At 60.3% G+C, this 25,915-nt stretch carries 22 protein-coding genes; 9 read left to right on the forward strand and 13 right to left on the reverse strand.

Features of this window, described 5'->3' with window-relative positions; genetic code table 11:
• Positions 1–37: 37 nt before the first annotated feature.
• On the forward strand, positions 38–637 hold the full coding sequence (locus tag ACP7E6_RS11395; RefSeq protein ID WP_426229879.1) for a HutD/Ves family protein: 600 nt from the start codon (positions 38–40) through the stop codon (positions 635–637).
• Here the strand turns inward: ACP7E6_RS11395 and ACP7E6_RS11400 are convergent.
• The 7 genes from ACP7E6_RS11400 to ACP7E6_RS11430 all read right to left on the reverse strand — a co-directional run bounded on the left by ACP7E6_RS11400 (position 634) and on the right by ACP7E6_RS11430 (position 7,475).
• Complete coding sequence (locus ACP7E6_RS11400) at positions 634–1,566, reverse strand: arginase family protein (RefSeq protein WP_426229880.1); 933 nt, start codon at positions 1,564–1,566, stop codon at positions 634–636. The two genes, ACP7E6_RS11395 and ACP7E6_RS11400, sit on opposite strands and share 4 nt — an antisense overlap.
• 1 nt (position 1,567) lies before the next feature.
• Entirely contained in the window at positions 1,568–2,725 is a 1,158-nt protein-coding gene (gene solA / locus ACP7E6_RS11405; protein ID WP_426229881.1) for an N-methyl-L-tryptophan oxidase, read from the reverse strand.
• Between the two features lie 20 nt (positions 2,726–2,745).
• Positions 2,746–4,239 (reverse strand): HAL/PAL/TAL family ammonia-lyase, encoded by a 1,494-nt coding sequence (locus ACP7E6_RS11410; RefSeq protein WP_426229882.1) that lies wholly within the window; start codon positions 4,237–4,239, stop codon positions 2,746–2,748.
• 2 nt (positions 4,240–4,241) lie between these two features.
• Positions 4,242–5,012, reverse strand: coding sequence for an ABC transporter ATP-binding protein (locus tag ACP7E6_RS11415; RefSeq protein WP_426229947.1), 771 nt, complete (start codon positions 5,010–5,012; stop codon positions 4,242–4,244).
• Between the two features lie 32 nt (positions 5,013–5,044).
• Positions 5,045–5,755, reverse strand: coding sequence for an ABC transporter permease (locus tag ACP7E6_RS11420; RefSeq protein ID WP_426229883.1), 711 nt, complete (start codon positions 5,753–5,755; stop codon positions 5,045–5,047).
• 15 nt (positions 5,756–5,770) lie between these two features.
• Positions 5,771–6,493, reverse strand: a complete 723-nt coding sequence (locus tag ACP7E6_RS11425) for an ABC transporter permease (protein WP_426229884.1) — start codon at positions 6,491–6,493, stop codon at positions 5,771–5,773.
• Positions 6,494–6,635: 142 nt separating this feature from the next.
• Positions 6,636–7,475 carry a transporter substrate-binding domain-containing protein gene (locus ACP7E6_RS11430; RefSeq protein WP_426229885.1) on the reverse strand — a complete coding sequence of 280 codons (840 nt, stop codon included), beginning with the start codon at positions 7,473–7,475 and terminating at the stop codon, positions 6,636–6,638.
• 195 nt (positions 7,476–7,670) lie between these two features.
• Between ACP7E6_RS11430 and hutC the strand changes: the two genes are divergently transcribed.
• Complete coding sequence (gene hutC / locus ACP7E6_RS11435; protein ID WP_426229886.1) at positions 7,671–8,438, forward strand: histidine utilization repressor; 768 nt, start codon at positions 7,671–7,673, stop codon at positions 8,436–8,438.
• Between the two features lie 55 nt (positions 8,439–8,493).
• Here the strand turns inward: hutC and ACP7E6_RS11440 are convergent, their stop codons facing one another.
• Positions 8,494–9,090 (reverse strand): TetR/AcrR family transcriptional regulator, encoded by a 597-nt coding sequence (locus ACP7E6_RS11440; protein WP_426229887.1) that lies wholly within the window; start codon positions 9,088–9,090, stop codon positions 8,494–8,496.
• A 185-nt stretch (positions 9,091–9,275) separates the two neighbouring features.
• On the opposite strand from ACP7E6_RS11440, the gene ACP7E6_RS11445 reads away from it, so the two are divergent.
• Positions 9,276–10,496 (forward strand): efflux RND transporter periplasmic adaptor subunit, encoded by a 1,221-nt coding sequence (locus tag ACP7E6_RS11445; RefSeq protein WP_426229888.1) that lies wholly within the window; start codon positions 9,276–9,278, stop codon positions 10,494–10,496.
• A 39-nt stretch (positions 10,497–10,535) separates the two neighbouring features.
• On the forward strand, positions 10,536–13,766 hold the full coding sequence (locus ACP7E6_RS11450) for an efflux RND transporter permease subunit (RefSeq protein WP_426229889.1): 3,231 nt from the start codon (positions 10,536–10,538) through the stop codon (positions 13,764–13,766).
• Between the two features lie 73 nt (positions 13,767–13,839).
• On the opposite strand, the gene ACP7E6_RS11455 is transcribed toward ACP7E6_RS11450, so the two are convergent.
• The 4 genes from ACP7E6_RS11455 to ACP7E6_RS11470 all read right to left on the reverse strand — a co-directional run bounded on the left by ACP7E6_RS11455 (position 13,840) and on the right by ACP7E6_RS11470 (position 18,749).
• Positions 13,840–15,627, reverse strand: coding sequence for a methyl-accepting chemotaxis protein (locus tag ACP7E6_RS11455; RefSeq protein WP_426229890.1), 1,788 nt, complete (start codon positions 15,625–15,627; stop codon positions 13,840–13,842).
• Positions 15,628–15,646: 19 nt separating this feature from the next.
• Entirely contained in the window at positions 15,647–15,862 is a 216-nt protein-coding gene (locus ACP7E6_RS11460; RefSeq protein WP_426229891.1) for a hypothetical protein, read from the reverse strand.
• Between the two features lie 366 nt (positions 15,863–16,228).
• Positions 16,229–18,253, reverse strand: a complete 2,025-nt coding sequence (locus tag ACP7E6_RS11465) for a beta-N-acetylhexosaminidase (protein ID WP_426229892.1) — start codon at positions 18,251–18,253, stop codon at positions 16,229–16,231.
• Between the two features lie 19 nt (positions 18,254–18,272).
• The gene (locus ACP7E6_RS11470) at positions 18,273–18,749 is read right to left on the reverse strand and encodes a GNAT family N-acetyltransferase (RefSeq protein WP_426229893.1); all 477 of its coding nucleotides are present in this window, start codon (positions 18,747–18,749) and stop codon (positions 18,273–18,275) included.
• Between the two features lie 532 nt (positions 18,750–19,281).
• Here ACP7E6_RS11470 and ACP7E6_RS11475 point away from each other — a divergent pair.
• From ACP7E6_RS11475 to nadE, 5 genes are all read left to right on the forward strand, one after another.
• On the forward strand, positions 19,282–19,542 hold the full coding sequence (locus ACP7E6_RS11475; protein ID WP_426229894.1) for a hypothetical protein: 261 nt from the start codon (positions 19,282–19,284) through the stop codon (positions 19,540–19,542).
• A 366-nt stretch (positions 19,543–19,908) separates the two neighbouring features.
• Entirely contained in the window at positions 19,909–21,855 is a 1,947-nt protein-coding gene (gene asnB / locus ACP7E6_RS11480; RefSeq protein ID WP_426229895.1) for an asparagine synthase (glutamine-hydrolyzing), read from the forward strand.
• A gap of 21 nt (positions 21,856–21,876) precedes the next feature.
• Positions 21,877–22,155, forward strand: a complete 279-nt coding sequence (locus ACP7E6_RS11485) for an acyl carrier protein (RefSeq protein ID WP_426229896.1) — start codon at positions 21,877–21,879, stop codon at positions 22,153–22,155.
• A gap of 26 nt (positions 22,156–22,181) precedes the next feature.
• Positions 22,182–23,726 carry a class I adenylate-forming enzyme family protein gene (locus ACP7E6_RS11490; protein WP_426229897.1) on the forward strand — a complete coding sequence of 515 codons (1,545 nt, stop codon included), beginning with the start codon at positions 22,182–22,184 and terminating at the stop codon, positions 23,724–23,726.
• Positions 23,723–24,736, forward strand: a complete 1,014-nt coding sequence (gene nadE, locus ACP7E6_RS11495) for an NAD(+) synthase (protein ID WP_426229898.1) — start codon at positions 23,723–23,725, stop codon at positions 24,734–24,736. The genes ACP7E6_RS11490 and nadE overlap by 4 nt, the downstream gene beginning before the upstream one ends.
• 30 nt (positions 24,737–24,766) lie before the next feature.
• On the opposite strand, the gene ACP7E6_RS11500 is transcribed toward nadE, so the two are convergent.
• Positions 24,767–25,882, reverse strand: a complete 1,116-nt coding sequence (locus ACP7E6_RS11500; protein WP_426229899.1) for a hypothetical protein — start codon at positions 25,880–25,882, stop codon at positions 24,767–24,769.
• Positions 25,883–25,915 lie beyond the last annotated feature (33 nt).

Genomic DNA, 25,915 nt, shown 5'->3' on the forward strand with positions numbered 1-25,915 from the left:
AATCCATTAAACTTGGCCCACTTCGCAGAGGTTTACAATGCAAGACCCAAAAACGCCGCCTCATAGCCAGTTACAGGTACTGAGAGCCAAAGATTACCGCCGCATGCCTTGGAAAAACGGGGGCGGTGAGACAGTCGAGATAGCGGTCTTTCCGCCGGAGACCGATCTCACCAACTTCGGCTGGCGCGTCAGCATGGCAACGGTGGCAAGTGATGGGCCGTTTTCCGTCTTCACCGGTATAAACCGCACCCTGTCGATCCTTGAAGGCGAAGGCATGGAACTGGATATCGCCGGACGGGAGCCCGTCGTATTGACCCGGGCGTCGGAACCCCTCGCGTTTCCGGCCGATGCAGCGACCTCGGCACGGTTGGTATCGGGCACGATCGTCGATCTCAACGTGATGACCCGACGGGGCCAGTGGGCACACCGGGTGGAACGGCGCGTGTTCGAAGGTGACCATCCTCTCGATGCCGAAGGCGGCGTGACGATGCTTCTGTCGCTGGGCAACCTGCGAATCGATAGCGGAGAGCACGCCGAGGAACTGGCCCGGCTCGACTGCGCCATCATCGAAGGCCCCTGCCGCGTCAGTTCCGATATGCCGGTGGAAGCCTACCTGATCCGCATCAGCCCCGTCTAACGGCCATTCTTTCGGGCCAGATTGCCGAGCACGTGGCAGATCAACCGGCCAACGACCGTCGCGGTCATACCGTTGACATCGGCTTTCGGCTGAAACTCGACGATCGAAAAGCCGGCGAGTGTGCGGCCAGTCATAGCCGAGGCGATGAGATCGGTGACTTCCTCAAGCCATAGACCTCCGGGCGACATTGCATTGACGCCCGGGCAGATCGATGGATCGAGCGCATCGACATCGATATGGATCAGCAGCGCACCATCATGCGGGATGGCATCAGCGATCTCTGCCACGCCGCTTGCCCGCACCTGGCGCACCGTCACCAGCCGTGAACCCCACGCCTTTGCCGTCTCGAGCTCTTCGCGGCGCGCGCTACCCACGGCGCGAATGCCGACCTGGGTCATGGAGCGCACGAACGGAAGCTCGGAGGCACGTCGCATCGTGCTGGAATAGCCAAGCGGCTCGTCGCCGATCCGGTCGCGCCAGTCTATATGGGCGTCGATCTGCAGGATATGCAGGGTATCGACATCCGAGAGACCGCGCATGAAGGGAATGGCGGCGGAATCATCGCCACCGATCAGAAGCGGAATGGCGCCGGCTGCCCGGATGTACCGGGTTGCCGCCTCGATCGCCGCGCGATTACCTGCATTATCATTGTGGCGCGTAACGACATCACCCAGATCCACCACATCCAGTGCGCCGTCGTTCAACAAAGGTCCGTCGAAATCGAAATCCCAATGATCGACATGCACGGAAGCCTCGGTGATCGCCCGGCGGATGGCATCCGGCGCTGTTATACCGGACCGATCGGCGATACTGCCGGGATAGGCCGTCCCATGCACGGCGCCGAAAATCGCGACCGATCCCGCTGGAGCTTCGCTCGCGGCTGGCAGGTCAAAGAACGTTTCTGACACCGGCTGAAGTGTGTACGTCATATCATGCCGCCCGCGCTGCCAGAAACCGGTCCATTGCCGCAAACGAAAAGGCGCCGATCGAAAGGTCCGTGCCGCCCTCGAGCGCCAGATCCGCTAGGATTTCGCCGACGACGCTGGTGAACTTGAATCCATGGCCGGAGCAGGGCGACGCGACGACGATGCGCTTGTCGCCCGGCAAAAGGTCGAGCAGAAAATCCTCGCTCGGCAGCATCGTATAACGGCAGGTGGTGGAGCGCACGCGCAGTCCGGCAGCGGCGGGCAGACGGCGCTTGAGGAAGCTGTCGAGCAGATCCGTATCCTTATCATTGACTGGTGGATTGGGCTGGTTCGGATCGATCGGCTCGCGGAAATGCGCATGACGGCCGACCTTGACGCCGTCGACGCCGATCGCCGGAAAGCCGAAGAACGAGCCGTTTTCGCCCTCGTCGCGAATGAACACCGGCATGCGCTGCGGCATGGTCACGAAACCGTCGGAGGGCTGATACCAGGAGACGACCTGCTTGATCGGCACCGCATGATCGCGCAACGCCGGCACCAGTTCGCCGATCCAGGAGCCGGTCGCGACGATCACCTTGCTGGCCGTGTAGCGTCCGGTATCGGAAACGATCGTAACGCCGTGGTCACCCGGCTCGATCGCCGTCACCTTCTCGCCGAAATGCAAGGCCGCACCATCGGCGGCCGCAAGCTTCAGGTGCCCCATCACGGCTGCTTCGGGCCGCAAGTAACCGCCCTGCGGATCAAGGAGAGCGACCTCGTCATCGTCGAGAGAAAACACCGGGAAACGGCGGCGCATTTCGCCGGGATCAAGGGTGTCCAGCGGCAGGTTGTGCAAGGCACAGCTCTTCTTCGTGCCGCTGACGATCTTGCTGTCGGGCTTGCCGATCTGCAGCACGCCGGTGATTGTCAGGATATCCTCGCGCAGCCGTGCCTCCAGCGCCCGCCAATTGGCATAGGCGCGCTGCAAGAGCGGCACATAGGACGGATCCTCGAAATAACCAAGCCGGATCAACCGGCTATCACCATGCGACGAGCTCAGCGCATGCGCCGGATAATAGGCATCGATACCGATCGCGCTCACTCCACGGGCGGCCAGATGCGCGATCGCAGCACTGCCCATGGCGCCAAGGCCGACAACGGCAACGTCGAAATGGGCGGTCATGGCACTATCCTTTCGGGAGTTTAAATATCTGGCGGTGGCGATGCGCGCAGCAGGTCGCGGGCCTTTTCCAGATCCCAGCCGAGCGGCCGGTCGTCGGCATAGGTTGGCATATCGGCACGGATATAGCGATAGAGCACGTCGGTCCTCTCAGCACGCGGCGCAACACCGACCTTGAAATCCTGCGCCTGTGCGGCGGCGGCAAACTCAATACCAAGAATATGCTCGGCATTGTCGATCACGGCGAGTAGCTTGTTGGCGGCAGCCGTCGGATGCCCGAGGAAATCCTCCTGCAACGCCGACGTGATGCCGCCATCAAGGCTTGCCGGAGCACCGAGACGTCGGTTTTCCGCAGCAAGGGCTGCTGCCGTATATTGCGCGATCATGAAGCCCGAGCCTGCACCCGGGTCGGCGGCCAAGAAAGCCGGAAGACCGCTGACCAGCGGATTGATGAGGCGATCGATGCGGCGCTCGCTCATCATCGATATCTGGGCAATCGCAATGGCGAGACTGTCCAGCGCCTGTCCGAGCGCCGGCGCCACGGCATGCGCCTCGGAGGAAACCACCGGCGCGTCCGGCGTTCCGGACACCGCCGGATTGTCGGTGACGGAAGCCAGCTCCTGATTGACCACGATGCTTGCAAAATCGAATACGTCCCATCCCGCGCCATGGGCATGCGGGACCGACCGCAGACTCAAGGCATCCTGCGTCCGCGCGCCTCTCGCTGCTTCAATCAATCCACTACCGGCGAGGCGCGCGCGCAAAGTCCTGCCGACCTTCTCGATCCCTGTCGACTTGCGAAGGGCCAGCACATCAGCATCGAATGCGGTCATCTGGCAGCCGAGCACTTCAATGGTCAGCGCTGCGATGGCATCGGCCCAGTCCAGCAGCCGCTCCGCCCGTGCCAGAGCCACAGCGCCAAGTCCCGTGGAGCAGGCCGTGCCGTTAACGAGGCTCAGGCCTTCCTTTGCCTGCAGCACCAGCGGCGTGACGCCAAGCGTCGCCAAGGCTTCGGCACCGGTCACGGGCTTACCTTTCAGCCGTGCCCTGCCTTCGCCGATCAGCACCAGCGCAATATGGGCATTGTGGCTGAGATACCCGGCCGAGCCCTTGGACGGCACTTCGGGAATGCAGTCTTGGCGCAGAAAGATCTGCAGCAGATCGACGATCGCCGGGCGCACGCCGGAATGACCGTGGGAAAAATTGGCGATCTGCGCTGCGATGATGGAACGGACCTCCCGCGCCTTCAGCAGTGGACCAACACCGCAGGCATGGCTTAGAATGATATTGCGCGACAAACGGCTCTGCGACGGGCGGTCGACCACCGTATCGGCCAGCGCGCCGACGCCGGTGTTCACCCCATAGGCCCGCACGCCGCTTTCGACGATCGCAGACACGATACGGCTCGCCGTTTCGACCCGCTGCCTGGCAGCGTCGGAGAGCGAAAGCGTTGCACCATCGGCAACCGCCGCCACGGCGCGCCAGTCGAGCGTCGCGTCGAGTACGATGTCCTGCACGGTCAGCCTCCGAAATTGCCGATGAACTGGCGGAAGCTGGGAGAACCGCCCGAGCCGAAGAGTTCGTCCGGCGAGCCGTCGCTGTCGATCTCCCCGGATTTCATGAAGATCACCCGGTTGGAGACGTTGCGGGCAAAGCTCATCTCGTGCGTGACGACCAGCATGGTCATGCCTTCTTCGGCCAGCGAACGCATGACGCGCAGCACTTCGCCGACCAGTTCCGGATCGAGCGCCGAGGTCGGCTCGTCGAACAGCATCACCTTTGGCCGCATCGCCAGAGAGCGGGCGATAGCTGCGCGCTGTTGCTGGCCGCCGGAGAGATGCGCCGGATAGGCATGGCGCTTTTCCGCGATGCCGACTTTTTCCAGCAGCGCCTCAGCCTCGGCGATACATTCTGCGCGCGGGCGCTTGAGCACATGAACAGGCCCCTCGATGACGTTTTCGAGGATCGTCATATGGGACCAGAGATTGAACGACTGGAACACCATGCCGAGTTCGGAGCGGATCCGGTCCACCTGGCGGCGATTGGCCGGAACGTTCTTTCCGCCACGCTGCTGCATCTGGATCAGCTCGCCATCGACGGAAATCTCGCCGTGATCGGCGATCTCAAGAAGATTGATACAGCGCAGGAATGTCGACTTTCCCGAGCCGCTGGCGCCAAGCAGCGAGATGACATCGCCGTCGCGGGCCTCGAGCGAGATGCCGCGCAGCACTTCATGCGTGCCGAAACTTTTGCGGATATTGCGGACGGAAAGCCGGGTCGTGCCTGCCATGGTCGTTCCAGTCTGGTTGAGGGTCGAGGCGTTCATCGTTGCGGTACCGGGAAAAGCGGTGCTGCGCGGCGATGCGGGGTCAGCTTGTATTCAAGCAGCGCCATGGCCTGAAGGATGATGAAGTTGAGAATGAGATAGATGGCGGCAGCGCAGAGAAAGACTTCCATCGTGCGGTATGTCTGCGAAATCAGCCGTTGGGCAACGCCGGTCACTTCCCAGACGGTGACGAGGCTGGCGAGCGCGGTCGATTTCACCATCATCACCACTTCGGTCGAATAAGCCGGCAGCGCATGGCGAAAGGCGATCGGGGCGAGGATGCGGCGGGTCAACAGGAAACCCGACATGCCGATGGAGCGCGCAGCCTCGATCTCCTTGGCCGGAATGGCCCGCAGGCCGAAGCGGAAGATTTCCGCCGAATAGCCGGCCGTGCAGAGCGCCAGCGACAGCACGGCGCAGACGAAGGGTTCGCGCAGGGCCGGCCACAGGAAGCTGTAGCGGATGAAACCGAACTGGCCGAGACCGTAAAAGATCAGGAACATCTGGATCAAAAGCGGCGAGCCGCGAAAGATGAAAATGTAGCCCTTGGCGAAGTTGCGAGCGGCGGCATTGCCGCTGACGCGCATCCAGACGATCAGAAGCGCCAGCAGCCCGCCGAAAATGACGGATAGGGAAAACAGCGCCAGCGTCATCGGTAGAGCGGCCAGCAGCGTTTTCATGGTCTCGAACATGAAGGCGATGTCCATCGCGCGTCTCCTTGATCAGGCCTGGCCGAGACTGGTCGGCATGCTGCGATTGGCGCGCTTCTCGGCAGTGTTGAAAATGCGGTCCGAGAAGCTGGTGAGGATCAGATAGAGGCAACCGCCGACAATGAAGAACAGGAAGTGCTGGCGAGTGGAGCCGGCCGCAACCTGGCTGGTGCGCATCAGGTCGGCAAGGCCGGTGACCGAAACCAGCGCCGAGTCCTTGAGGCTGAGCTGCCAGACATTGCCGATACCGGGAATGGCAAAGCGAAACACCTGCGGTCCGATGATACGGCGGAAGCGCAAGCTGCGGTTCATGCCGATCGCCTGCGCCGCCTCCAGCTCTCCCTTTGGAATGGCAAGGTAGGCGCCGCGAAACACTTCGGCCTGATAGGCGCCGGAGATGAGGCCCACTGCCAGCGCTCCGGCAGCAAAAGATGGAAGGCCGAGGAAGCCCTCATAACCCATCGCCGTACCGATGGCGGTGACCGCGCTCGAGCCACCGAAATAGACGAGATAGATGATCAACAGCTCCGGAACGCCACGGAACACCGTTGTGTAGATACCGCCGATCGTTCTCATGATCCGGCTTCCCGAAAGCTTCGCCCAGGCAACGAGCGAACCCAGAATAGCGCCGATCAACAGTGCCACGGCGGTGACGCAGAGCGTCATAAGCGCTGCCATAAGCAGCAGCCCGCCCCAGCCGGTAGGGCCAAATCCGATCATTTGAAGTAAAGCCATGCCGCAGGCATCCCCTCGCTCCCGGCAAAGCCGGATTCTCGATCTTCAAGTGGATATGACATGCCGCACCTCTCCTAAGAGCGGCCTGCCGCAACAAGTGTGCCCGCCACAGGCAAAATAGCAAGCGGCAGGCAAATCCGGATCAGGGGGTAACGTCGGTCTTGAACCACTTCATCGACAGCGTCTTGATCGTGCCGTCATCGAGAGCAGCCTGGATTGCCTTGCTCAACATGTCGCGCAGGTCGGTATCAGCCTGGCGAACGCCGAGGCCTTCGCCACTGCCGAAAATGGTTCCGCCGATTTCAGGGCCGGTGAAGCCGAGCGTACCGTTCGACTTTTCAAAGGCGGAGATCAGGTAGACGGCATCGTCGAAGACGAGGTCGATACGGCCGGTTTCGAGATCGAGGTCGCGCTCGGCGCCGGTCTTGTATTCCCGCACCGTGGCAACATCGCCAAAGTTGTCATAGACGAACTTGGAATAGACGGTGGCCGCCTGAATGCCGATGGTCTTTCCGGCAAAGGCTGCCTTCATCGCATCGACTTCCTTGACGCCGGTGGCGCCCGGATCGAGCTTCACAACCGTCCCCGTGCCTGCGGCATTGGCCAGCGGACCATCCTTGAGCGTCGCGAAGGCGGCGTGCGTATGGGCATAAGGAATGGTGAAATCGATGATCTTCTTGCGTTCCTCGGTGATCGACAGGGCATCCATGATCACATCGAACTTGCCGGCATTGAGTGCCGGGATCATGCCATCCCAGTCGGAGGCAACCAGCGTGCACTCGACCTTCATGTGGTCGCAGAGATATTTGGCAAGCTCTGGCTCGAAGCCACCGAGCGTGCCATCGGGATTGGTCAGGTTCCACGGAGCATAGGCGCCCTCAAGCGTGATGGTAACGGTCTTCCAGTCCTTGGCCTGAGCCATTGGAGCGGCAAGCGTGGCGAATGCGACGGCACCGGCCGTCAGAAATTTTGACAGGTTCATGTTCACGTTCCTCTGAGGTTTATCTTCAACAACGTCCGCCGATCTACGCCGGCTTCACAATAACTGATGGAGAACGAGACCTAAAAATGCCCCTGAACATCCATGTTGTATATGGTACCATATGCTAATTTTTATGGTATGCAAGTGGGCGGCCGCATTTGAATGCAAAATTAATTCCGCCCAAGGAATGAGCATATGAAACGAAGCAACGACCAGAACGCTCCGTTAAAATGGGACACCAGCGACAGTGACGGCTCGCCGCTTTATGCTGGCGTCAAGCAGATGATCCTTGACCGCATCCAGAGCGGCGAATGGCCACCGAAACACCGGGTACCCTCGGAGAACGAACTGGTTGCGGAACTCGGCGTCAGCAAGATGACGGCCAACCGGGCATTGAGGGAACTGGCAAGCGAAGGGGAACTCGTGCGTATCCAGGGGGTTGGCTCCTTCGTTGCCGAGCGCAAAGGCTATTCCGAACTGTTCGAAGTGCGCAACATCGCCGAGGAGATCGACGAACGGGGCCATACGCATCAGGCCTCCGTCGTCGTTCTGGCGCAGGAAACGGCGGCACCGGACGTTGCCGATGCACTCGGACTTTCAATCGGCGCACCGGTGTTTCACTCGTTGATCGTCCACAGCGAAAACGGCGTTCCGGTCCAGATCGAAGACCGCTTCGTCAACCCGGAAGCAGCACCAGGGTATCTGGAGCAGGACTTTACGGTGCAGACACCGAATGCTTATCTGACGGCGGAAGCCCCCTTGAGCGGCTCCGAACATATCGTTGAAGCCGCCATGCCGCAGCCATGGGAGTGTAAGCTGCTGGTTATCCTGCGTACCGAGCCCTGCCTGCTCATCCGGCGGCGGACATGGTCGTCGAAACGCGCCGTGTCTTTTGCCCGGCTGGTCTATCCCGGCAACCGGTATCGGCTGGAATCACGCAGTGGGAAGATGACCGACGAGTGAAGCGATCGCTAAAACACTGCTCGTGTTGTATATGGAACTTCGATAACCGCTTGATTCAGTTCTGCTCGACGGTTTCGGGCCAAAACTGCAGCGCCATATCGATGACGCGGTAGAGCGCCGGCCGGTCAGCACCAGACGCCGCCTGAATGGCGGTCCCCTGCGAGATGGTCATGATATAGCGGGCAAGATCGTAAGGCTCGTGCCCGGCTGGAAGGTCACCCTCGCTCGCGGCACGCTCGAACCGTCTGCCCAGATCACGCTCGCCGCGTTGGCGGTTTTCAATCAGGCATTTCTGGATTTCGGCGGCAGCCTCGCTGCAGGCGAGCGCACCATTGATCCCCATACAACCGCTCGGACCAGTTGCCGCGGTCTGGGAATCGGCAAAGCCTCTCAGGATCTTCCCAGCGACATCGCGTGCCTTCGGTTCCTTCAGAGCCTCATGGAAAAAGTTCATCTTGGTGCGCTCGTAGCGCTCCAAGGCCTTGAGAAAGAGGCCTTCCTTATTGCCGAAGACGCCATAGAGGCTCGGCTTGGTAATACCCATGCCTTCGGTCAGGTCAGTCAGAGACGTGCCTTCGTAGCCCTTTCGCCAGAACAGCTCCATCGCCGTTTCAAGGGCATCATCGACATCAAACTCTCTTGGCCGTCCCATGGGGTGGGCCCTCCCGAATTTTTTTATACCGATCGGTATATAATTCGATTGACAGTGATCGGCTTCAGAACTTATTTCTATACCGAACGGTATTGAACGTCAATGCAACCCTCGCCCAAATCCTTCGCCTCCCACGTCGGACACAAGGCAGCCCACACCCGGGGCAGAAATTCAGGATAACCGCCATGTCATTCGGAACTTTCAAAACCAAGCTTCTCACCACCGGCCTCGTGCTCGCGGTCGCCACCATTTCGCCGACGATCTATTTCGATCTGCTGGGAAGCCCGGCAGGAAGCGGCAACGCGGCTGATGCCTCGACCGCAGCGCCCGTTGCCATACCTGTCTCCGTCGCGGTCGTCGAAGCGAAGTCCGTAACCCAGTGGAGTGAGTTCTCCGGCCGCCTGGAAGCCGTCGATCATGTCGAGTTGCGTTCCCGCGTCGCCGGTGCCATCCAGTCGGTTCACTTCCAGGAAGGCGCCATTGTCGATAAGGGCGACCTGCTCGTCACCATCGACCCCGCCCCATACCAGGCCGAGGTCGCCCGCGCCCAAGCCAGCGTGACCGCAGCCGAAGCACGCGCTTCGCTGGCGCGCGTCGAGCTGAAGCGCGGCAGGCAATTGCTGGCCTCCAATGCAGTGTCGCAAAGCGAAGTCGATCAGCGCATGAATGGCCTGGCAAGCGCAGAAGCAGACGTCGGCGCCGCCCGCGCCGTGCTGCAATCGGCAGCGCTCAATCTCGGATACACCGAAATCCGCGCCCCGATCACCGGCCGCGTCGGCAAGATCGAGATCACCGCAGGCAACCTGATCGCCGCCGGTCCTTCCTCGCCGATCCTGACCCGGCTGGTGTCCTTGAGCCCGATCTATGCGAGCTTCGAGGCCGACGAGCGGATCGTCTCAACCATACTCGCCGAATTGCCGGAGGGCGTGAACGCCCGCAACTTCATCGACCGCGTGCCGGTCCGAATGGATGTTGCCGGATCGTCGGACGTCAGCGGCAAGCTTCAGTTGGTGGACAACAGCGTCGATCCCCAGAGCGGCACGATCCGTGTCCGCGCCGTGTTCGACAATGCCAATGGCGCTTTGATGCCGGGACAGTTTGCCCGGTTGAGCATGGGCCAGGCAAAGTCCGAGGACGCCGTGCTGGTGCATGAACGGGCCATCGGCACCGACCAGAACAAGAAATACGTCATGGTCGTCAAGCCGGACAACACCACCGAATACCGCGAGATCAGTGTCGGCATGAAATCCGATGGCCTGCGGGTAGTGACGGCTGGCCTGAAAGCTCAGGAACGCATCGTCGTCAACGGCCTGCAACGCATCCGTCCCGGCGCGCTCGTGGCACCTGAAATGGTCTCCATGAAGCCGGCTGCCGATCCTCAGCAGCAAGCCTCGATAACCAACTAAGCCTTTCTCCGGCACTTCAGCACAAGGGCGGATCACGCCATGAATATCTCTAGGTTCTTTATCGATCGCCCGGTTTTCGCGGGCGTTCTGTCCTTTATCATCTTCCTTGGCGGCTTGATCGCGATGACGATCCTGCCGATCTCGGAATATCCCGATGTCGTGCCGCCGCAGATCGTCGTTCGCGCCAACTATCCCGGCGCCAACCCGAAAGTCATTGCCGAGACCGTGGCGACGCCACTGGAGGAATCGATCAATGGCGTCGAGGACATGCTCTACATGAGCAGCCAGGCGACGACCGACGGCCTGATGACGCTGACCGTGACCTTCAAGCTCGGCACTGACCCCGACCAGGCGCAGCAGCTTGTCCAGAACCGTGTCGGCCAGGCCGAGCCACGGTTGCCGGAAGAAGTCCGCCGCCTCGGCATCACCACCATCAAGAGCTCCCCGGACCTGATGATGGTGGTGCACCTGACTTCGCCCGAAGGCCGCTACGACATGACCTATCTGCGCAACTATGCGCTGATCAACGTCAAGGACCGGCTGGCCCGCATCGACGGCGTCGGCCAGGTGCAGCTGTTTGGCTCCGGCGATTACTCGATGCGTATCTGGCTCGATCCGCAGAAGATGGCGCAGCTGGGGCTCTCGGCCTCCGATATCGTCAATGAAATCCGCGCCCAGAACGTTCAGGCTGCCGCTGGTGTGATCGGTTCATCGCCGAATGCACAAGGGGTCGATCTGCAGCTTTCGGTGAATGCGCAGGGCCGCCTGCAAAGCGAAGAAGAGTTCGGCGAGATCATCATCAAGACGAGCCCGACCGGCGCGATCACCCGTCTGCGCGACGTGTCCCGCATCGAGCTCGGTTCGGCCGAATACTCGCTTCGCTCGCTGCTCAACAACAAGCAGGCCGTCGCTATCCCGGTTTTCCAGGCACCCGGCTCGAATGCGATCGAGATCGCCGACCAGGTTCGCACGACCATGGAAGAGATCAAGGCATCGATGCCGCAGGATGTCGATTACGAGATCGTCTATGACACGACGCAGTTCGTGCGCGCCTCCATCGAGGCCGTCATCCATACGCTGCTCGAAGCCATTGCACTGGTCGTCATCGTTGTCATCATCTTCCTGCAGACCTGGCGCGCCTCGATCATTCCGCTGATCGCCGTTCCCGTCTCCATCATCGGCACTTTCGCCGTCATGCAGATGCTTGGCTTCTCGATCAACGCGCTCAGCCTGTTCGGACTGGTGCTGGCCATCGGTATCGTCGTCGATGACGCGATCGTGGTCGTGGAAAATGTCGAGCGCAATATCGAGCATGGACTTTCGCCGCGCGAGGCGACCTACAAGGCAATGACGGAAGTCTCCGGCCCGATCATCGCGATCGCGCTGGTTCTCGTCGCCGTCTTCGTGCCGCTCGCCTTCATCTCCGGCCTGACGGGTCAGTTCTACAAGCAGTTCGCCCTGACGATCGCCATCTCGACCGTCATCTCGGCCTTCAACTCGCTTACCCTGTCCCCGGCGCTTGCTGCCCTGCTTCTGCGCGGCCACGATGCGCCGAAGGACCGGTTGACCCGGATTATGGACTTTCTGTTCGGCTGGTTCTTCCGCGGCTTCAACGCCGTGTTCTCACGCGGCTCGCGGGCCTATAGCTCGGGCGTCAAGGGTGTGATCTCGCGCAAGACCCTGATGATGGGCGTCTATTTGCTGCTCGTCGGCGCCACCGTATTCTTCTTCAAGGCGGTGCCGCCCGGTTTCGTACCGCCGCAGGACAAGCAATATCTGGTCGGCTTCACACAGCTGCCGGACGGCGCTTCGCTGGACCGCACGGAAGAAGTGATCCGCCGCATCAGCGACATCTCCTTGAAGGTTCCCGGCGTCGAAAGCGCCATCGCCTTTCCCGGCCTGTCGATCAACGGCTTCACCAACTCCTCCAATGCCGGCATCGTCTTCCTGTCGCTAAAGCCTTTCGAGGAACGCACGACGCCGGATCTTTCCGCCGGTGCAATCGCAGGAAGGCTGAACCAGGAACTCGGCGTCATCAAGGAATCCTTCAGCGCTATCTTCCCACCGCCCCCTGTCCAGGGTCTCGGTGCCATCGGTGGCTTCAAGCTGCAGCTGGAGGACAAGGCCGGTCTAGGCTACGAAGCACTTGATGCAGCCGTGAAGGGTTTTATGGCCAAGGCCTATACGACACCGGAACTGGTCGGCATGTTCTCCAGCTATCAGGTCAACGTTCCGCAGCTCTATGCCGATGTCGACCGGGCCAAGGCCCGCCAGCTGAATGTTCCGCTGACGGAAATCTTCAACACGCTGCAGATCTATCTCGGCTCGGTCTATGTCAACGACTTCAACAAGTTCGGGCGGACCTATTCGGTGCGTGTGCAGGCCGATGCCAACTACCGCGCCCAGGCGGAAGACATCGGCAAGCTGGAAGTCCGCTCAAGCTCCGGCGAAATGATCCCGCTTTCGGCGGTGCTCAATGTCACCTCGAGCGCCGGTCCGGAACGCGCCATGCGGTATAACGGCTTCCTCTCGGCCGATATCAACGGCAACACAGCACCCGGCTTTTCATCCGGCCAGGCCCGCGCTGCCGTCGAACGGATCGCCGCCGAAACGCTGCCCGCCGGCGTCACATTCGAATGGACCGAGCTGACCTACCAGGAGATCATTGCCGGCAATACCGGTATCCTGATCTTCCCGCTGTCGATCCTGCTGGTCTTCCTGGTGCTGGCAGCCCAGTATGAAAGCCTGACGCTGCCGCTATCGATCATCATGATCATTCCGATGGCGCTCTTGGCCGCGCTTGGCGGGGTCTGGCTGACCGGAGGCGACAACAACGTCTTCACGCAGATCGGCCTGATCGTGCTGGTGGGGTTGTCGGCAAAGAATGCCATCCTGATCGTCGAGTTCGCCCGAGAGTTGGAGTTCGAAGGGGCGACGCCGTTCGAAGCCGTCATCAAGGCGAGCCGCCTGCGGCTTCGGCCGATCCTGATGACCTCGATGGCGTTCATCATGGGTGTCGTGCCGCTTGTGATCTCGACCGGCGCCGGTGCTGAAATGCGCCACGCCATGGGTGTTGCGGTGTTCTCCGGCATGATCGGCGTGACCCTGTTCGGCCTGTTCCTCACCCCGGTCTTCTATACGCTGGTGCGGGCAATGACCGGAAACCGGCCGTTGAAGAAAAGCGGGCATCATGCCGCCCCCCACGAAACAGCCTCGGTAACGCAACTGCATGCCCAGCCGCTCCTGCCCGGACTTGAAGCCGCCGAATAAGCGGCCGGTCGAAACAATGATAAACGGCGCCGCAATCAGCGGCGCCGTTTTCATTTCAGCCGGGCTCGCCGATTTAAAACTCTTCCCAATTCTCCTGCGCAGGTGCTGCGCTGCCGGAAAAGGCGCGGATCACCTGCCCTGCCACCCTGCGGGCCGGCGATGCCACCGGCCGGGAGTAGTGTCCGGCCTCCACTGCCCGGGGGGCGCTCGTCTGTTGCCCGACCCGGAACTGGCCAAGCAGCGAGAACAGAGCTTCCGCTTCGCGGGCCAGACTATGGCTGGCGGCCGTCGATTGCTCGACCATCGCCGCATTCTGCTGTGTGCCCTGGTCCATGGCATTGACCGACTGGTTGATCTCCTTCAACCCGGTCGCTTGCTCGCGTGCGCCTTCGACGATGGCGACGACGTTGGTATTGATCTCCTGGACCTGCTTGACGATCTCTTCCAGTGCCTTGCCGGTTTCGCCGACCAGCGAAACACCGCTTTTCACCTGTTCACCCGACGTGTTGATCAGCGCCTTGATCTCCTTGGCAGCCTTGGCCGATCGTTGGGCAAGTTCGCGTACTTCCTGGGCAACGACCGCGAACCCCTTGCCGGCATCACCGGCGCGGGCCGCCTCCACCCCGGCGTTCAGCGCCAGAAGATTGGTCTGGAAGGCGATATCGTCGATGACGCCGATAATGTTGGAGATTTCGCGCGACGAACTCTCGATTTCACCCATCGCCGTGATGGCGTTACGGACCACAGCACCCGACCGTTCCGCATTGGCGCGCGTCGCGGCAACCAGATGACCGGCCTCCTCCGCCCTGCGGCTGGAATCGGCGACGGTCGTGGTGATTTCCTCAAGTGCCGCAGCTGTCTCCTCGACGGAGGCAGCCTGCTGCTCTGTCCGCTTCGACAGATCGTCGGCTGCGGAGCGGATTTCCGTCGAGCCGGCCGCGATTGCCTGGGCATTGGAACCAACGGAATGCATCGCTGACCGCAACTTGCCCACCGCGTCGTTGAAGTCATGGCGGACTTTTTCCATCGTCGGAACGAAAGGCTTGTCGAGGGTCTGTGTCAGATCACCATCAGCCAGACCCTTCAGGGCCTTTGCCAACGTACCGACGGCGCCCATGCGCTCGGTCACATCGGTCGCGAACTTTACGACCTTGAAGACCTTTCCCTTGTCGTCAACGATGGGGTTGTAGGCCGCCTGGATCCAGATTTCCTTGCCGCCCTTGCCGAAGCGCAGGAACTCGCCCGCAGTGAACTGACCGCGTCCGAGCCCCTCCCAGAACTGCCGGTACTCCTCCGTCTGCACATAAGTAGGGTCGCAGAACATCCGGTGATGCCTGCCCTGAATTTCTTGCAGCTGATAACCCAGCGCTCCGCAGAAGTTTTCGTTGGCGGTGATGATCTCGCCGGTCGGGGTGAATTCGATCACCGCCTGCGAACGGGAGACGGCATTCAGCTTGCCGGCATCTTCCAAGGCCTTCTGCCTGACAGCTGTGATATCGGTTGCGAATTTCACCACCTTATAGGGTTTGCCACCACGGAAAACCGGGTTGTAGGAGGCCTCGATCCAAATCTCGCGGCCGCTCTTGGTAATGCGCTTGTACTGTTGCCGGTCGAATTCGCCGCGGCCGAGCCGCCCCCAGAATTCGCGGTATTCCACACTGTTCGCTTCGGCTGGATCAACGAAAATCCGATGATGCTTGCCCTTGATCTCGGCAAGCTCATAGCCCAAAGCCGCGCAGAAATTGGCATTGGCGTTGAGGATATTGCCGCTGAGATCGAATTCGATAATCGCCTGTGACTTGTGCATCGCAGCCAGAACAGCTGCGGTATCGCCACCAAAACGTGGGAAAAGCCTGCTCATACAACGCCTCCTTCGGCATCTAATCGATTTTCATGCGCCATTTGGGCGCAACAAAGAGCACACGCTTCGGCCGGTCAAAACCGCGAATGCCCGTGTATTTCAATATCTGTTGTGGCCGTGGGTCCTGGCTTTGGCGAGCGCTGTACCTCGGAAAGAAGCCACCGCGCCGGTCAGGTTTTTTTGAAAAAGACATGCCGGTCTTCCCGGCTTGTGCATGAGCGTCATGCTCGAACATTCTAATATTCGAATGCACGCTACAACTATTAGTATAATTACTAAAATAAGAATTAATAAGCCGAGTAATTTTTAGGCATAAGGATTTCCGCCATCATCCTCGATGGTGGACCTCTCCATAAACAACTCCGCAATTAATCAATTGTTTTTATTTTATTTTTTGAAGATTTTCCGGAAAATATTCCGGGCTAAAAGTCGCCTTTAGGATCGGCCTCTCGGCGAACTCCCCGTTCGCAAAAACACCACTAAACGTCACAATCTTTAATTGATTTTGCACCTCATCATATTCGACCACACGCGACAAATGCCGAATTTGCAATCGCTGCGAAAGGAGCGCGTGCAGGTATTGCCCGCGCTCCTTTCCAGATCAGCGTTCCGCGTAAATACCGTAAAGGATCGGCATCAAGCCGATCAGCGCCTCAAAGCGGGCAAAGGACTTTCGCTCCGGCAATGTCCAACCGGTTTCGGCAAGCGCCGAAAGACGTGGGAAGACCAGCCTGTCGAACACACCGCGATCCGTCATCGGTTCCGACCAGATGCAGCATTGCACGCCGGACAAGCGCTTCTTCTGCTCTTCAGTCCAGCCTTCGATGGGATCGAATGTGTAGAGTTTTTCCGGATCGGACCAGCCGGCCCAGCTGGCACCCGGCTCCGACCATGCCTGGCTGTTGGCCATGTCGAGATAATAGACCTGGCCGGGGCAAACGACCATGTCGTAGCCCTCGCCTGCCAAGGCCGCAGATGCTTCGACCGTCCGCCAACCGAACAGCAGCGACTTTTTCTTGTCGATGACGTTGCCATGGGCCGCTTCCTGCCAGCCGCCGGTGATGCGGCCGCGCGAGGCGAGAAAGGCCTGGATACGCGCCAGGAACTCCGCCTGCAGCACCGCAGCACCCGATCCGTCGATCTCGTCTGCACCATGCGTGTTGGTGACGACATTCAGCCGCGCGGCATGCGCAGTTACCATCGCTTCGCCGCTGACGTCGCGCAAGCGCGCCAGGGCTTCGGGCGAGCCCGACCATGCCCCGAGCGGCACTTCGTCGGCGCCGATATGAATGATCTTGGATGGAAACAGCTCGATCAGTTCGTCGAAGATCGTCTCAAGAACACGGTAGGTTTCCTCTCGCGCCGGATTGATGCAATTGTCCGGGAAACCTTGCACTGAGAAATAACTGCCCTTTTCCTGCGGATCGCGAAGTTCCGGGATCGCCTGTAACATCGCATAGCAATGTCCGGGCACATCGATTTCCGGCACCACCTCAATGCCGAGCCCTCCGGCAAGCGCCACGATCTGGCGAATAGCAGCCTTGGTGTAATAACCGCCGGTCACCTGTGGGCCGGAGCCCAGAAGCGGCGGGATTTTCAGACCGTGACCGTGCCACGCACCGATCTCCATCAGGGCCGGATAGGCATCGATCTCGACGCGCCATGCCTCGTCGTCTGAGAGGTGCCAATGGAACCGGTTCAGCTTGTTCCAGGCCATGATGCGCAGGAACTGCTCGATTTCCGCCGTGCCGTAAAACTGCCGCGCGACATCGAGATGCACGCCACGCCAGCCGAGCGCCGGCGCGTCGGTGATCTCGCCGGATGCCGGAAACAGGAAGGTCTCCGGATGAAGCCGCGAGCCGCGCAGGATCTGCCCAAGCGTGATCAATCCGTAGAGAAAACCCGCTCGCGCGTTTGCGCAAACCGTCACCCCGGATGTTGAAAACTTGATATCATATGCCTCCGGCGCCAAGCCAGCGACTGAAGCAAACGAGACTGGAAACCCGCCTTCAGCTGCAGGACGGACGATACCTTCGACAGGAAACAGGCTGTCCACAAGCGCCTTGAATGCCCCGGCAGCAGCCGCTGCGTCACCATCCTCGGCATGCAGCGCAAGTCCGGCGGGAGGGGCCATCTGGCCGGAAACCGAGACGGCACTTGGCCATGGCACAACGGAAACCGCTACCGGCGCAACCTTCGGAACCGGATAAACGACGGCACCGCGCGTCAAAGCCGCATTGTCGCCCTTGGCTCGCGTCGGAGCGACGCTGACCGGCACCGTATTGTTGTCGGCAAGCACGACATAACCGGCATTGGCACCATCGGTCCAATGCTTGGGATGATAGCTCATGCCATGCGCCTTGATGGTCCAGGTCTCGCCGGGCTGGAGCACGAAGCCTTCTAGCGGTGCGAATTCCGAGTGGTTCGACAGCCGCTTCAACAGTCTGCCGCCCTCGACCGTAGCTTCCGGGTCGATGCGGGCCGGGCCGGACACGCAAAGTTTGAAATCGGCCAGCGGCTGATCGGTGTTGTTGGTCAAGGTCAGTGTGTAAACGGGATTTTCATCCTGCCCCGCAGGCACCCAGAATGTTTCCAGCTGATATTTGGTCTTGCTTGCAATCGTCATCTTGTCCTCCAGAAAACTGTCATTCGGCGCTGGTGAGCAGCCCCGCGTAAACGCCGGGCGCGGAGTTCGGGATCGGCGCAGCACCCACCGTCCGCTCGTAAAACGCCGATGGCCCGACATCGCCGATAATGGCGTAGCCGTATCCCATCACTTTCAAATCCAGCAGACTGGCGAGAAGCAGGGCATGGCCGATGCCCTCGCCGCGTGCCGCCTCATCCACGCCCGTTGGTCCGAAAAAGCTGCGGGCGATCGATTCATGGCAGGCAAAGCCGATCAGCTTTTGGGCCCGCGTCGCAAGAAAACAGGTCGGCGGCTGGCGGGCAAAAGCCACGGCAGTCTCGCTTGCCCATCCCGATCCGAACTTTTCTCGCACCCAGCCGGTGACCAGTTCAAGTTCCGGCGCAAGCGCCCGCCTGATGCTGACACCGGCCTTTTCCATGCGCGCATCGAGTTCCGGAACCGGCTTAACCAGGGAAAGATTGACCAGATAATCCATATGTTGAACCCTGTGTGATTAAGTTTGGGATGGGCGAGCGCACGGACGAAAACAGTTATCGCCGATCACTGAAGCCGCCTGCTCGAAAAGCTGTGGCAATATTGTGCGTGATGCGGAGCATGGCAAGATCGCTCGCCTTGATAACCACTGGGTAGCGCTGGAGGAAAAGCCACATCAAGGCGGAAGCCCCTGCTCTTTAAGGCATCGTCAGCGCCGGCGGCCTCAAGCGTGTCCGGCGGCATCAGCCATGACGAACTCCTCCCCAGACTTCGTTGATCCAGCCATTAAGTCAATGTATTTGACTTAAACTAAGGTGAGAGTTGAACGCCTGTCAACCGGTTGGCTCGCACCATCACCGAAATCAAGCCACCGCAAACAACAGTTGCGAGTGCGGCCGAACGCGCAAAAAACCAAATTTACCTTAAGTTAAGAAAGTCCTAATCTCACCTATTACGATAGTGACTTCCAGCTTATATTCGCTCAAATTGCATGAAGGAAAGAATAACCACACGCAACGAGAGGAGCGCGGCATATGTCCACCCTGCAAATCGAGATGCTGGTTTATGGTGCCATCGCCTTGCTCTATCTGGCGCCGACTTATATCGAGGGTGAAAGAACCGGCGGCCAGTGGTCGCCCCACCGCGTAGCAGGCCTGGTCTTCTGCTTCTTCTGGCCTTTGCTGACCGTCGTACTGATCTGTAAGGCCGCATCCGCGAACTCAAAACCAACATTTGTTTTTGTCGATCACCCAGCGCCCATACGACGCAATTCCGCAAGGCGGACCCGTGATTAAGCAGTCAGATAGCGCTGCCTTCGATTTCAGGATCGATTAACCATCAAGGCATAAGGCGAAGGCAGTCCCGGTTTTCATCAAAATCCACCAAGGATTGCATGGATTTAGACACGGACAAGTCCACGCAACGATCTACGCCGCCCTGGACGAGCCGGGAAACACGAATGAAATTGCAGTCGATGAGAGAATCGTCGCCATCGGTTGCTTACTTACAGTTTAAATAAAAATTCAAAATTCTTTTTAAATCAATTTTTACCGTGAGACCAAATATAGGAATTTGCTTCTGAATTCTGGTCCAGATTAACACATCACGGACGCTTTTCAGGCACTATCAGGCCTCTCAGGGCAAGTCGGGGATTCTGCGGCATGTGTGGATTTGGCGGGTATTTTGGAAATGGCGTCGCGCCCCATGATGCACAGCCATTGTTGCAGCGCATGGTTGCCGCGATCGCGCACCGGGGTCCGGATGAGCAGGGGATTTTCACCGCTCCCGCGGTCGGGCTCGGCCATGCACGCCTGTCGATCGTTGGCTTGGGCGATGGCCAGCAGCCGATGACGCATTCCAGCGGCAATTTCACCATCGTCTTCAACGGCGAAATTTTCAACTATGTCGAGCTGCGCGAGACGTTGAAGGCGCAGGGCCATGTGTTCCGCACCGGCAGCGACACCGAAGTAATCCTGCACCTCTACGAACGCATGGGGCCGGATTGCGTCTCCTTGCTCAACGGTGATTTTGCCTTTGCGATCTGGGACGCATCCAGACAACGCATGGTCATTGCCCGCGACCGGATGGGCGTTCGCCCGCTCTTCTACACGACGGTCGGCAAGACCCTTTATTTCGCTTCGGAAGTGAAGGCGCTGCTCCAGGTGCCCGGCGTCGCGGCTGAGATGGATCCGCTGGCGCTGGATCAAATCTTCACGCTTTGGGCACCAATTGCACCGCGCACAGCCTTTCGCGACATATTCGAACTTGAGCCAGCGCATCTTTTGATCGCCGAGAAAAATGATGTCTCGATCAAGCATTACTGGCAGCTGCAATATCCCGACATGGGCGAGCCTGCCGTCTACACGGACGAACGCGGCGCCGCCGAGGAATTGCGCGCCCTCTTGACCGATGCGACGCGTATCCGGATGCGGGCGGATGTTCCGGTCGGCTCCTATCTTTCCGGCGGCCTCGATTCGTCGATCGTCTCGGCACTGGCCGCCCCCATGGCAGCCGGCGGCCTCTCGACGTTCTCGGTCACCTTCGGCAGCGCAGAACATGACGAAAGCGCTTTCCAGCAACAGATGACCAAGGTGCTCGGCACACATCATCACGCGGTTGCCTGCGGCGAAGGCGATATCGCCAGCGTCTTTCCCGATGTGATCCGCTTCACCGAACGCCCGGTCCTGCGCACGGCCCCGGCGCCGCTCTACCAGCTGTCCGGCCTTGTTCGCGAAAAGGGCCTTAAGGTTGTCCTGACCGGCGAAGGTGCCGACGAGGTATTTGCCGGCTACGATATTTTCAAGGAGGCACGAGTGCGCCGTTTCTGCGCCCGCCAGCCCGGCTCCCGGATCAGGCCGCACCTGTTTCGCAAGCTCTATGCCTATCTGCCCGGCCTGAAGCAGCAATCGGCCGAATATCTCGCCGCCTTCTTCGGCGCCGGCGATGACAGACCGGATGATCCGCTGTTCTCGCACCGGCCACGCCTGCGCGGAACGGCAGCCGCCAAGCTGTTCTTCTCCGGCGACCTGCGCCAAACGCTCGCAGGCTACGATGCCGCCGCAGAAATGATTTCGCTTCTGCCGCGGGACTTCGCCCGCTGGCACCCGCTGCATCAGGCGCAATGTCTCGAAAGCCGTTTCCTTCTGCCCGGCTATATCCTGTCGAGCCAGGGCGATCGCATGGCCATGGCACATGGCATCGAAGGCCGTTTTCCCTTCCTCGACCATCGCCTCGTCGAATTCGCGACGCATCTGCCTCCTGAAATGAAGCTCAAGGGGCTTGTCGAAAAGCACATCCTGCGGGAAGCCACAAAAGACCTGCTTCCGGACTCCATCGGGCGCCGGACAAAGCAGCCCTACCGGGCACCGGACAGCCAGTCCTTCGTCGGCAAGAACGAACGGGATTACGTCCGCGATGCCTTCAGTGAACGCAGCATCGCCGAAACCGGGCTTTTCAATCCGAAAGCCGTCTCGAAACTTTACGAGAAATGCAGCGAGAAGCCGGCGTCCGGCTATCGCGACAATGTCGCCTTCGTCGGCATCCTATCAACCCAGCTCTGGCAAAACACATTTTCGGCCGCCAAGGTGCTCAGCACCAAGGCGGCTTGAGCTTTATTTGAGGAAAGACATATGACCCAGCCCTTCAAGGACAGCATCAAGGCCTTCATCATCGAGAATTTCCTGTTCGGCGACACGTCCTACGATCTTCAGGACGAGGCATCGCTGATCGAAAACGAGGTCATCGATTCCACCGGCGTTCTTGAGCTGGTCGCCTTCATCGAAGACCAGTTCGGTTTCGTCATGGCCGACGCGGATATCGTCCCGGCCAATCTCGATTCCGTGGCGCGCATCACGGCCTTCGTTGCTAGGCACGCCCAGGATCCCGCACTCAACAAGATGTCGGCCTGACAGGATCGGCCGACGGGAGACAGACGATGCGCGTCGAAGAGTTTCTGCAGAACAGCGCCCGCATCAACGGCGCAAAAACGGCTCTGGTGGCCGGCGAAAAGCGCATCACCTATGCGGAGTTCGACGCGGCTGCCGGCCGGCTGGCCTCGTCGCTTGCCGCAGGCGGGATCCTGCGCGGCGACCGCGTCCTCATCTTCATGAACAATTGCTGGGAAGCAGCGGTTTCGCTGTTTGCCATCCTGAAGGCCGGGGCCACCGCCGTGCCGGTCAATCCGTCGACCAAGGCCGACAAGCTCGCCTATATGATCAGCAACTGCGAGGCTGCGGGCATCTTGACGCAAGGCAAACTGCTGCCCGTCGTTTCAGAAGCCAGGGCAACCGAGCCAAGGCCGTTGTTCATCGCATCGACAAAATTCCGAGGGGCTGGTCCCGGTGAAGGCATTGCCGATTTCGAAACCTGCCTGGCAGCCGCCGAAACCGGCGTCGATCACCACGGCATCGATGTCGATCTGGCGCTCTTGATCTATACCTCTGGCTCGACCGGTCGCCCAAAGGGCGTGATGATGACGCACCGGAATGTCGAGGCCGCCGCAACCTCGATCACCACCTATCTGGAAAACACAGCCGACGACATCATCCTGAATGTTCTGCCGCTGGCGTTCGACTATGGCCTCTACCAGCTGCTGATGTCGGTCAAACTCGGCGCGACCATCGTTCTGGAAGCCTCCTTTGCCTTCCCGCAGGCGATCTTCGACCGTATCCGCGAGGAAAACGTTACCGGCTTTCCGCTGGTGCCGACCATGGCGGCGATGATCCTGCAGCTGCGTGACCTCGAGCCGGATTTCCTGCCGAGCCTGCGCTACATCACCAATACCGCAGCTGCCCTGCCGCCAGCCCATATCGCCCGTCTGCGCGAACTGTTCCCGCGCGCGACGATCTATTCGATGTACGGCCTGACCGAATGCAAGCGCTGCACCTACCTGCCGCCGGCCGAACTCGATCGCCGCCCCGGCTCCGTCGGCATCGCCATCCCCAATACCGAAGCCTTCGTGGTCGACGACAACGGCCGGCGCGTGGCGCCCGGCGTCCCTGGCGAACTGGTGATCCGTGGCCCGCATGTGATGCAGGGTTACTGGCGCAACGACGAGGCGACCAACAAGATGCTGCGCCCCGGCCCCAACCCCTGGGAAAAGGTACTCTACACCGGTGACCTCTTCCGCACCGACGAGGAAGGGTTCCTCTATTTCGTCGGCCGCAAGGACGACATCATCAAGACCCGTGGTGAAAAAGTCGCGCCGAAGGAAGTCGAGACGGTGCTGCACGCCCATCCCGGCATTGCCGAGGCGGTCGTCATCGGCCTGCCCGATCCTGTCCTTGGCCAGGCAATCGCCGCCATCGTCGTTCTCTCCGATCCTGCTCTGACGGAGCGCGAGATCATCAAGCATTGCACCGGCCATTTGGAAGACTTCATGGTTCCGCGTCTCATCGAGTTTCGCGCTGAACTGCCGAAGACGGATACCGGCAAGGTCAGCCGCAGGCTCGCCGCAGAAACACTGGAGGCTGCCGAATGAACATGCACAAAGCCGATACACCAGCCGCATTCTCGGCAGCAACGCTGGCACTCGATCCGGCCAAGGAAACCGACAAGATCGTCGCAGCACTGCGTGAGCAACTGCGCGGTCCGCTGCGCAAGCGCGGTCTCGTTCTCGGGCTTTCCGGCGGCATCGACAGTAGCGTCTGCGCAGCCCTTGCCGCCCGCGCGGTCGGTGCAAAGAACGTCTACGCGTTGTTCATGCCGGAAAACGATTCCGATCCCGAGAGCTTGCGCCTCGGCCGCACCATCACCGAAACCTTCGGCATCGACAGCGTCGTCGAGGAGATCGGCCCGTCGCTGCAAGCCATGGGCTGCTACGATCGCCGCGACGCCTTCATCCGCGAACTGGTTCCGGACTACACAAGCGCCTGGGCCTCGAAAATCGTCATTTCCAATGCGCTGGAAGGCGATGGCTACAACATTTCCTACCTCGTCGTGCAGGACCCGGATGGCAAGCAGACAAAGCTGCGCATGACGCCATCGGTTTATCTCGGCATCGTCGCGGCCACCAACATGAAGCAGCGTACCCGCAAGCAGCTCGAATATTTCCATGCCGACCGGCTGAACTTCGCCGTCATCGGCACGCCGAACCGGCTGGAATACGATCAGGGCTTTTTCGTCAAGAACGGCGATGGTGCTGCCGACGTCAAGCCGATCGCCCACCTCTACAAGACCCAGGTCTATCAGCTGGCCGCTTACCTTGGCGTGCCGGAGGAAATCTGCAAGCGCCCGCCGACGACCGATACCTATTCACTGCAGCAGACGCAGGAGGAGTTCTACTTCTCCCTGCCCTACGACCGGATGGATCTCTGCCTCTACGGCCTCAACAACAATCTGCCCGCAGAAACCGTTGCCGCCGCCGCCGGGTTGACCGCAGACCAAATGACACGCGTCTGGGCCGATATCGCCGCCAAGCGCAAGGCGACGCGCTACCTGCATCTTGCGCCGCAGCTGGTCGAACCAGTCAGTGAAATCGCACCGAAGTGAGACATGGGGTTTTGGAAGGCGGCGGCCGCGTCAATCGATATCGCCTGCCGCTAACCGGCTCCAGTGTTCACCGGCCAGCCCATTGAAGAACCCTTCGCCATTCTGAAAAGCCTGCAGGATCTCCGGATATTTACTGTGGATGACGCTTGAGGCGATGTGGGTAAAGGAGATGCGCCGGCCGAGCATGGCTTCGAGAAGCGCCGGCTGGGTGCGGCCGCGCAACGCAACAAGTCCCCGCGCTGCGGCATGCGCGATCAGGCAATCGATGACCTGGCGTTCCTGGCCGGGGATCGACAGGATCTGCAGGACCCGCCCGATGCGGCCCGCATTGCCATGATAGACGAAGGCACCGACGACGGCACCGGTCCGCGCCTCAACCTTGCAGAACACGGCCTCGCCTTCCGACCTCGCGTACTTTGCATCCCCCAAGATATAGGCCAACTGATCACCTGGAAAATCAGGCCGGAGCCGGTATCGCGCCGTCAGCCGGCTAAAAAGTGCGGCAAACTCTTCGACAGACACGTCACTCGTCTTGAAGCTCCCCTGCCCATTCCATGCCGCCGGAATGCCGGACCATCGCAGGTCATCGGCGCCCATGCGCCGGAGCAGGATATCATCGGTCTTGCGCGCCACCGGCCGCAAAAAACGCGCAGCGCCGATGCGGCTTGCGCCGAGCTCGGCAAAAAATCCGGCCGGCCGGATGATGCGAAGCCAGTCGAGACTGTATTGCGGCATAGCCAGCCCGCGCAGCTTCATCCACATCGAGGCCGACACCTCGCTCGCCGTCTCGCTGAACGACAGGTCCTGTGGGCCGGCGAGAAATGCTTTGAGCAACCGCGCGCCCGCCAGCGGATCAGCCTCCCGGCCCTCGACCATCAGCGAACCGCAAATCGCTGCCCGCAATTGACGGCCTTCGAATGTCATCGGCAATCCGGTGACGCCGACGAAACCGGTCATCTCGCCGCCGTCATTCAAATGAACAAGCGATGCGATACCGATGTCCTGACCGGGCGCATCGAGATAGAAAGACTGGAGATAGTCTGCCAGCCCCTTGCTGGCTGGAGCTTTTGAGTCGCGAAAGACACGTTGGAACATCCCCGCCAAGGCCGGGATATCGGAGCTTTGCAACGCGCGGATTTCACTCATCGGCTTTTCGGGTTCCGGCAACAGGTTTTTCGG

The organism is Pararhizobium sp. DWP3-4 (genome assembly GCF_049898205.1).
In the GTDB taxonomy this organism is placed as follows: Bacteria; Pseudomonadota; Alphaproteobacteria; order Rhizobiales; family Rhizobiaceae; genus Pararhizobium.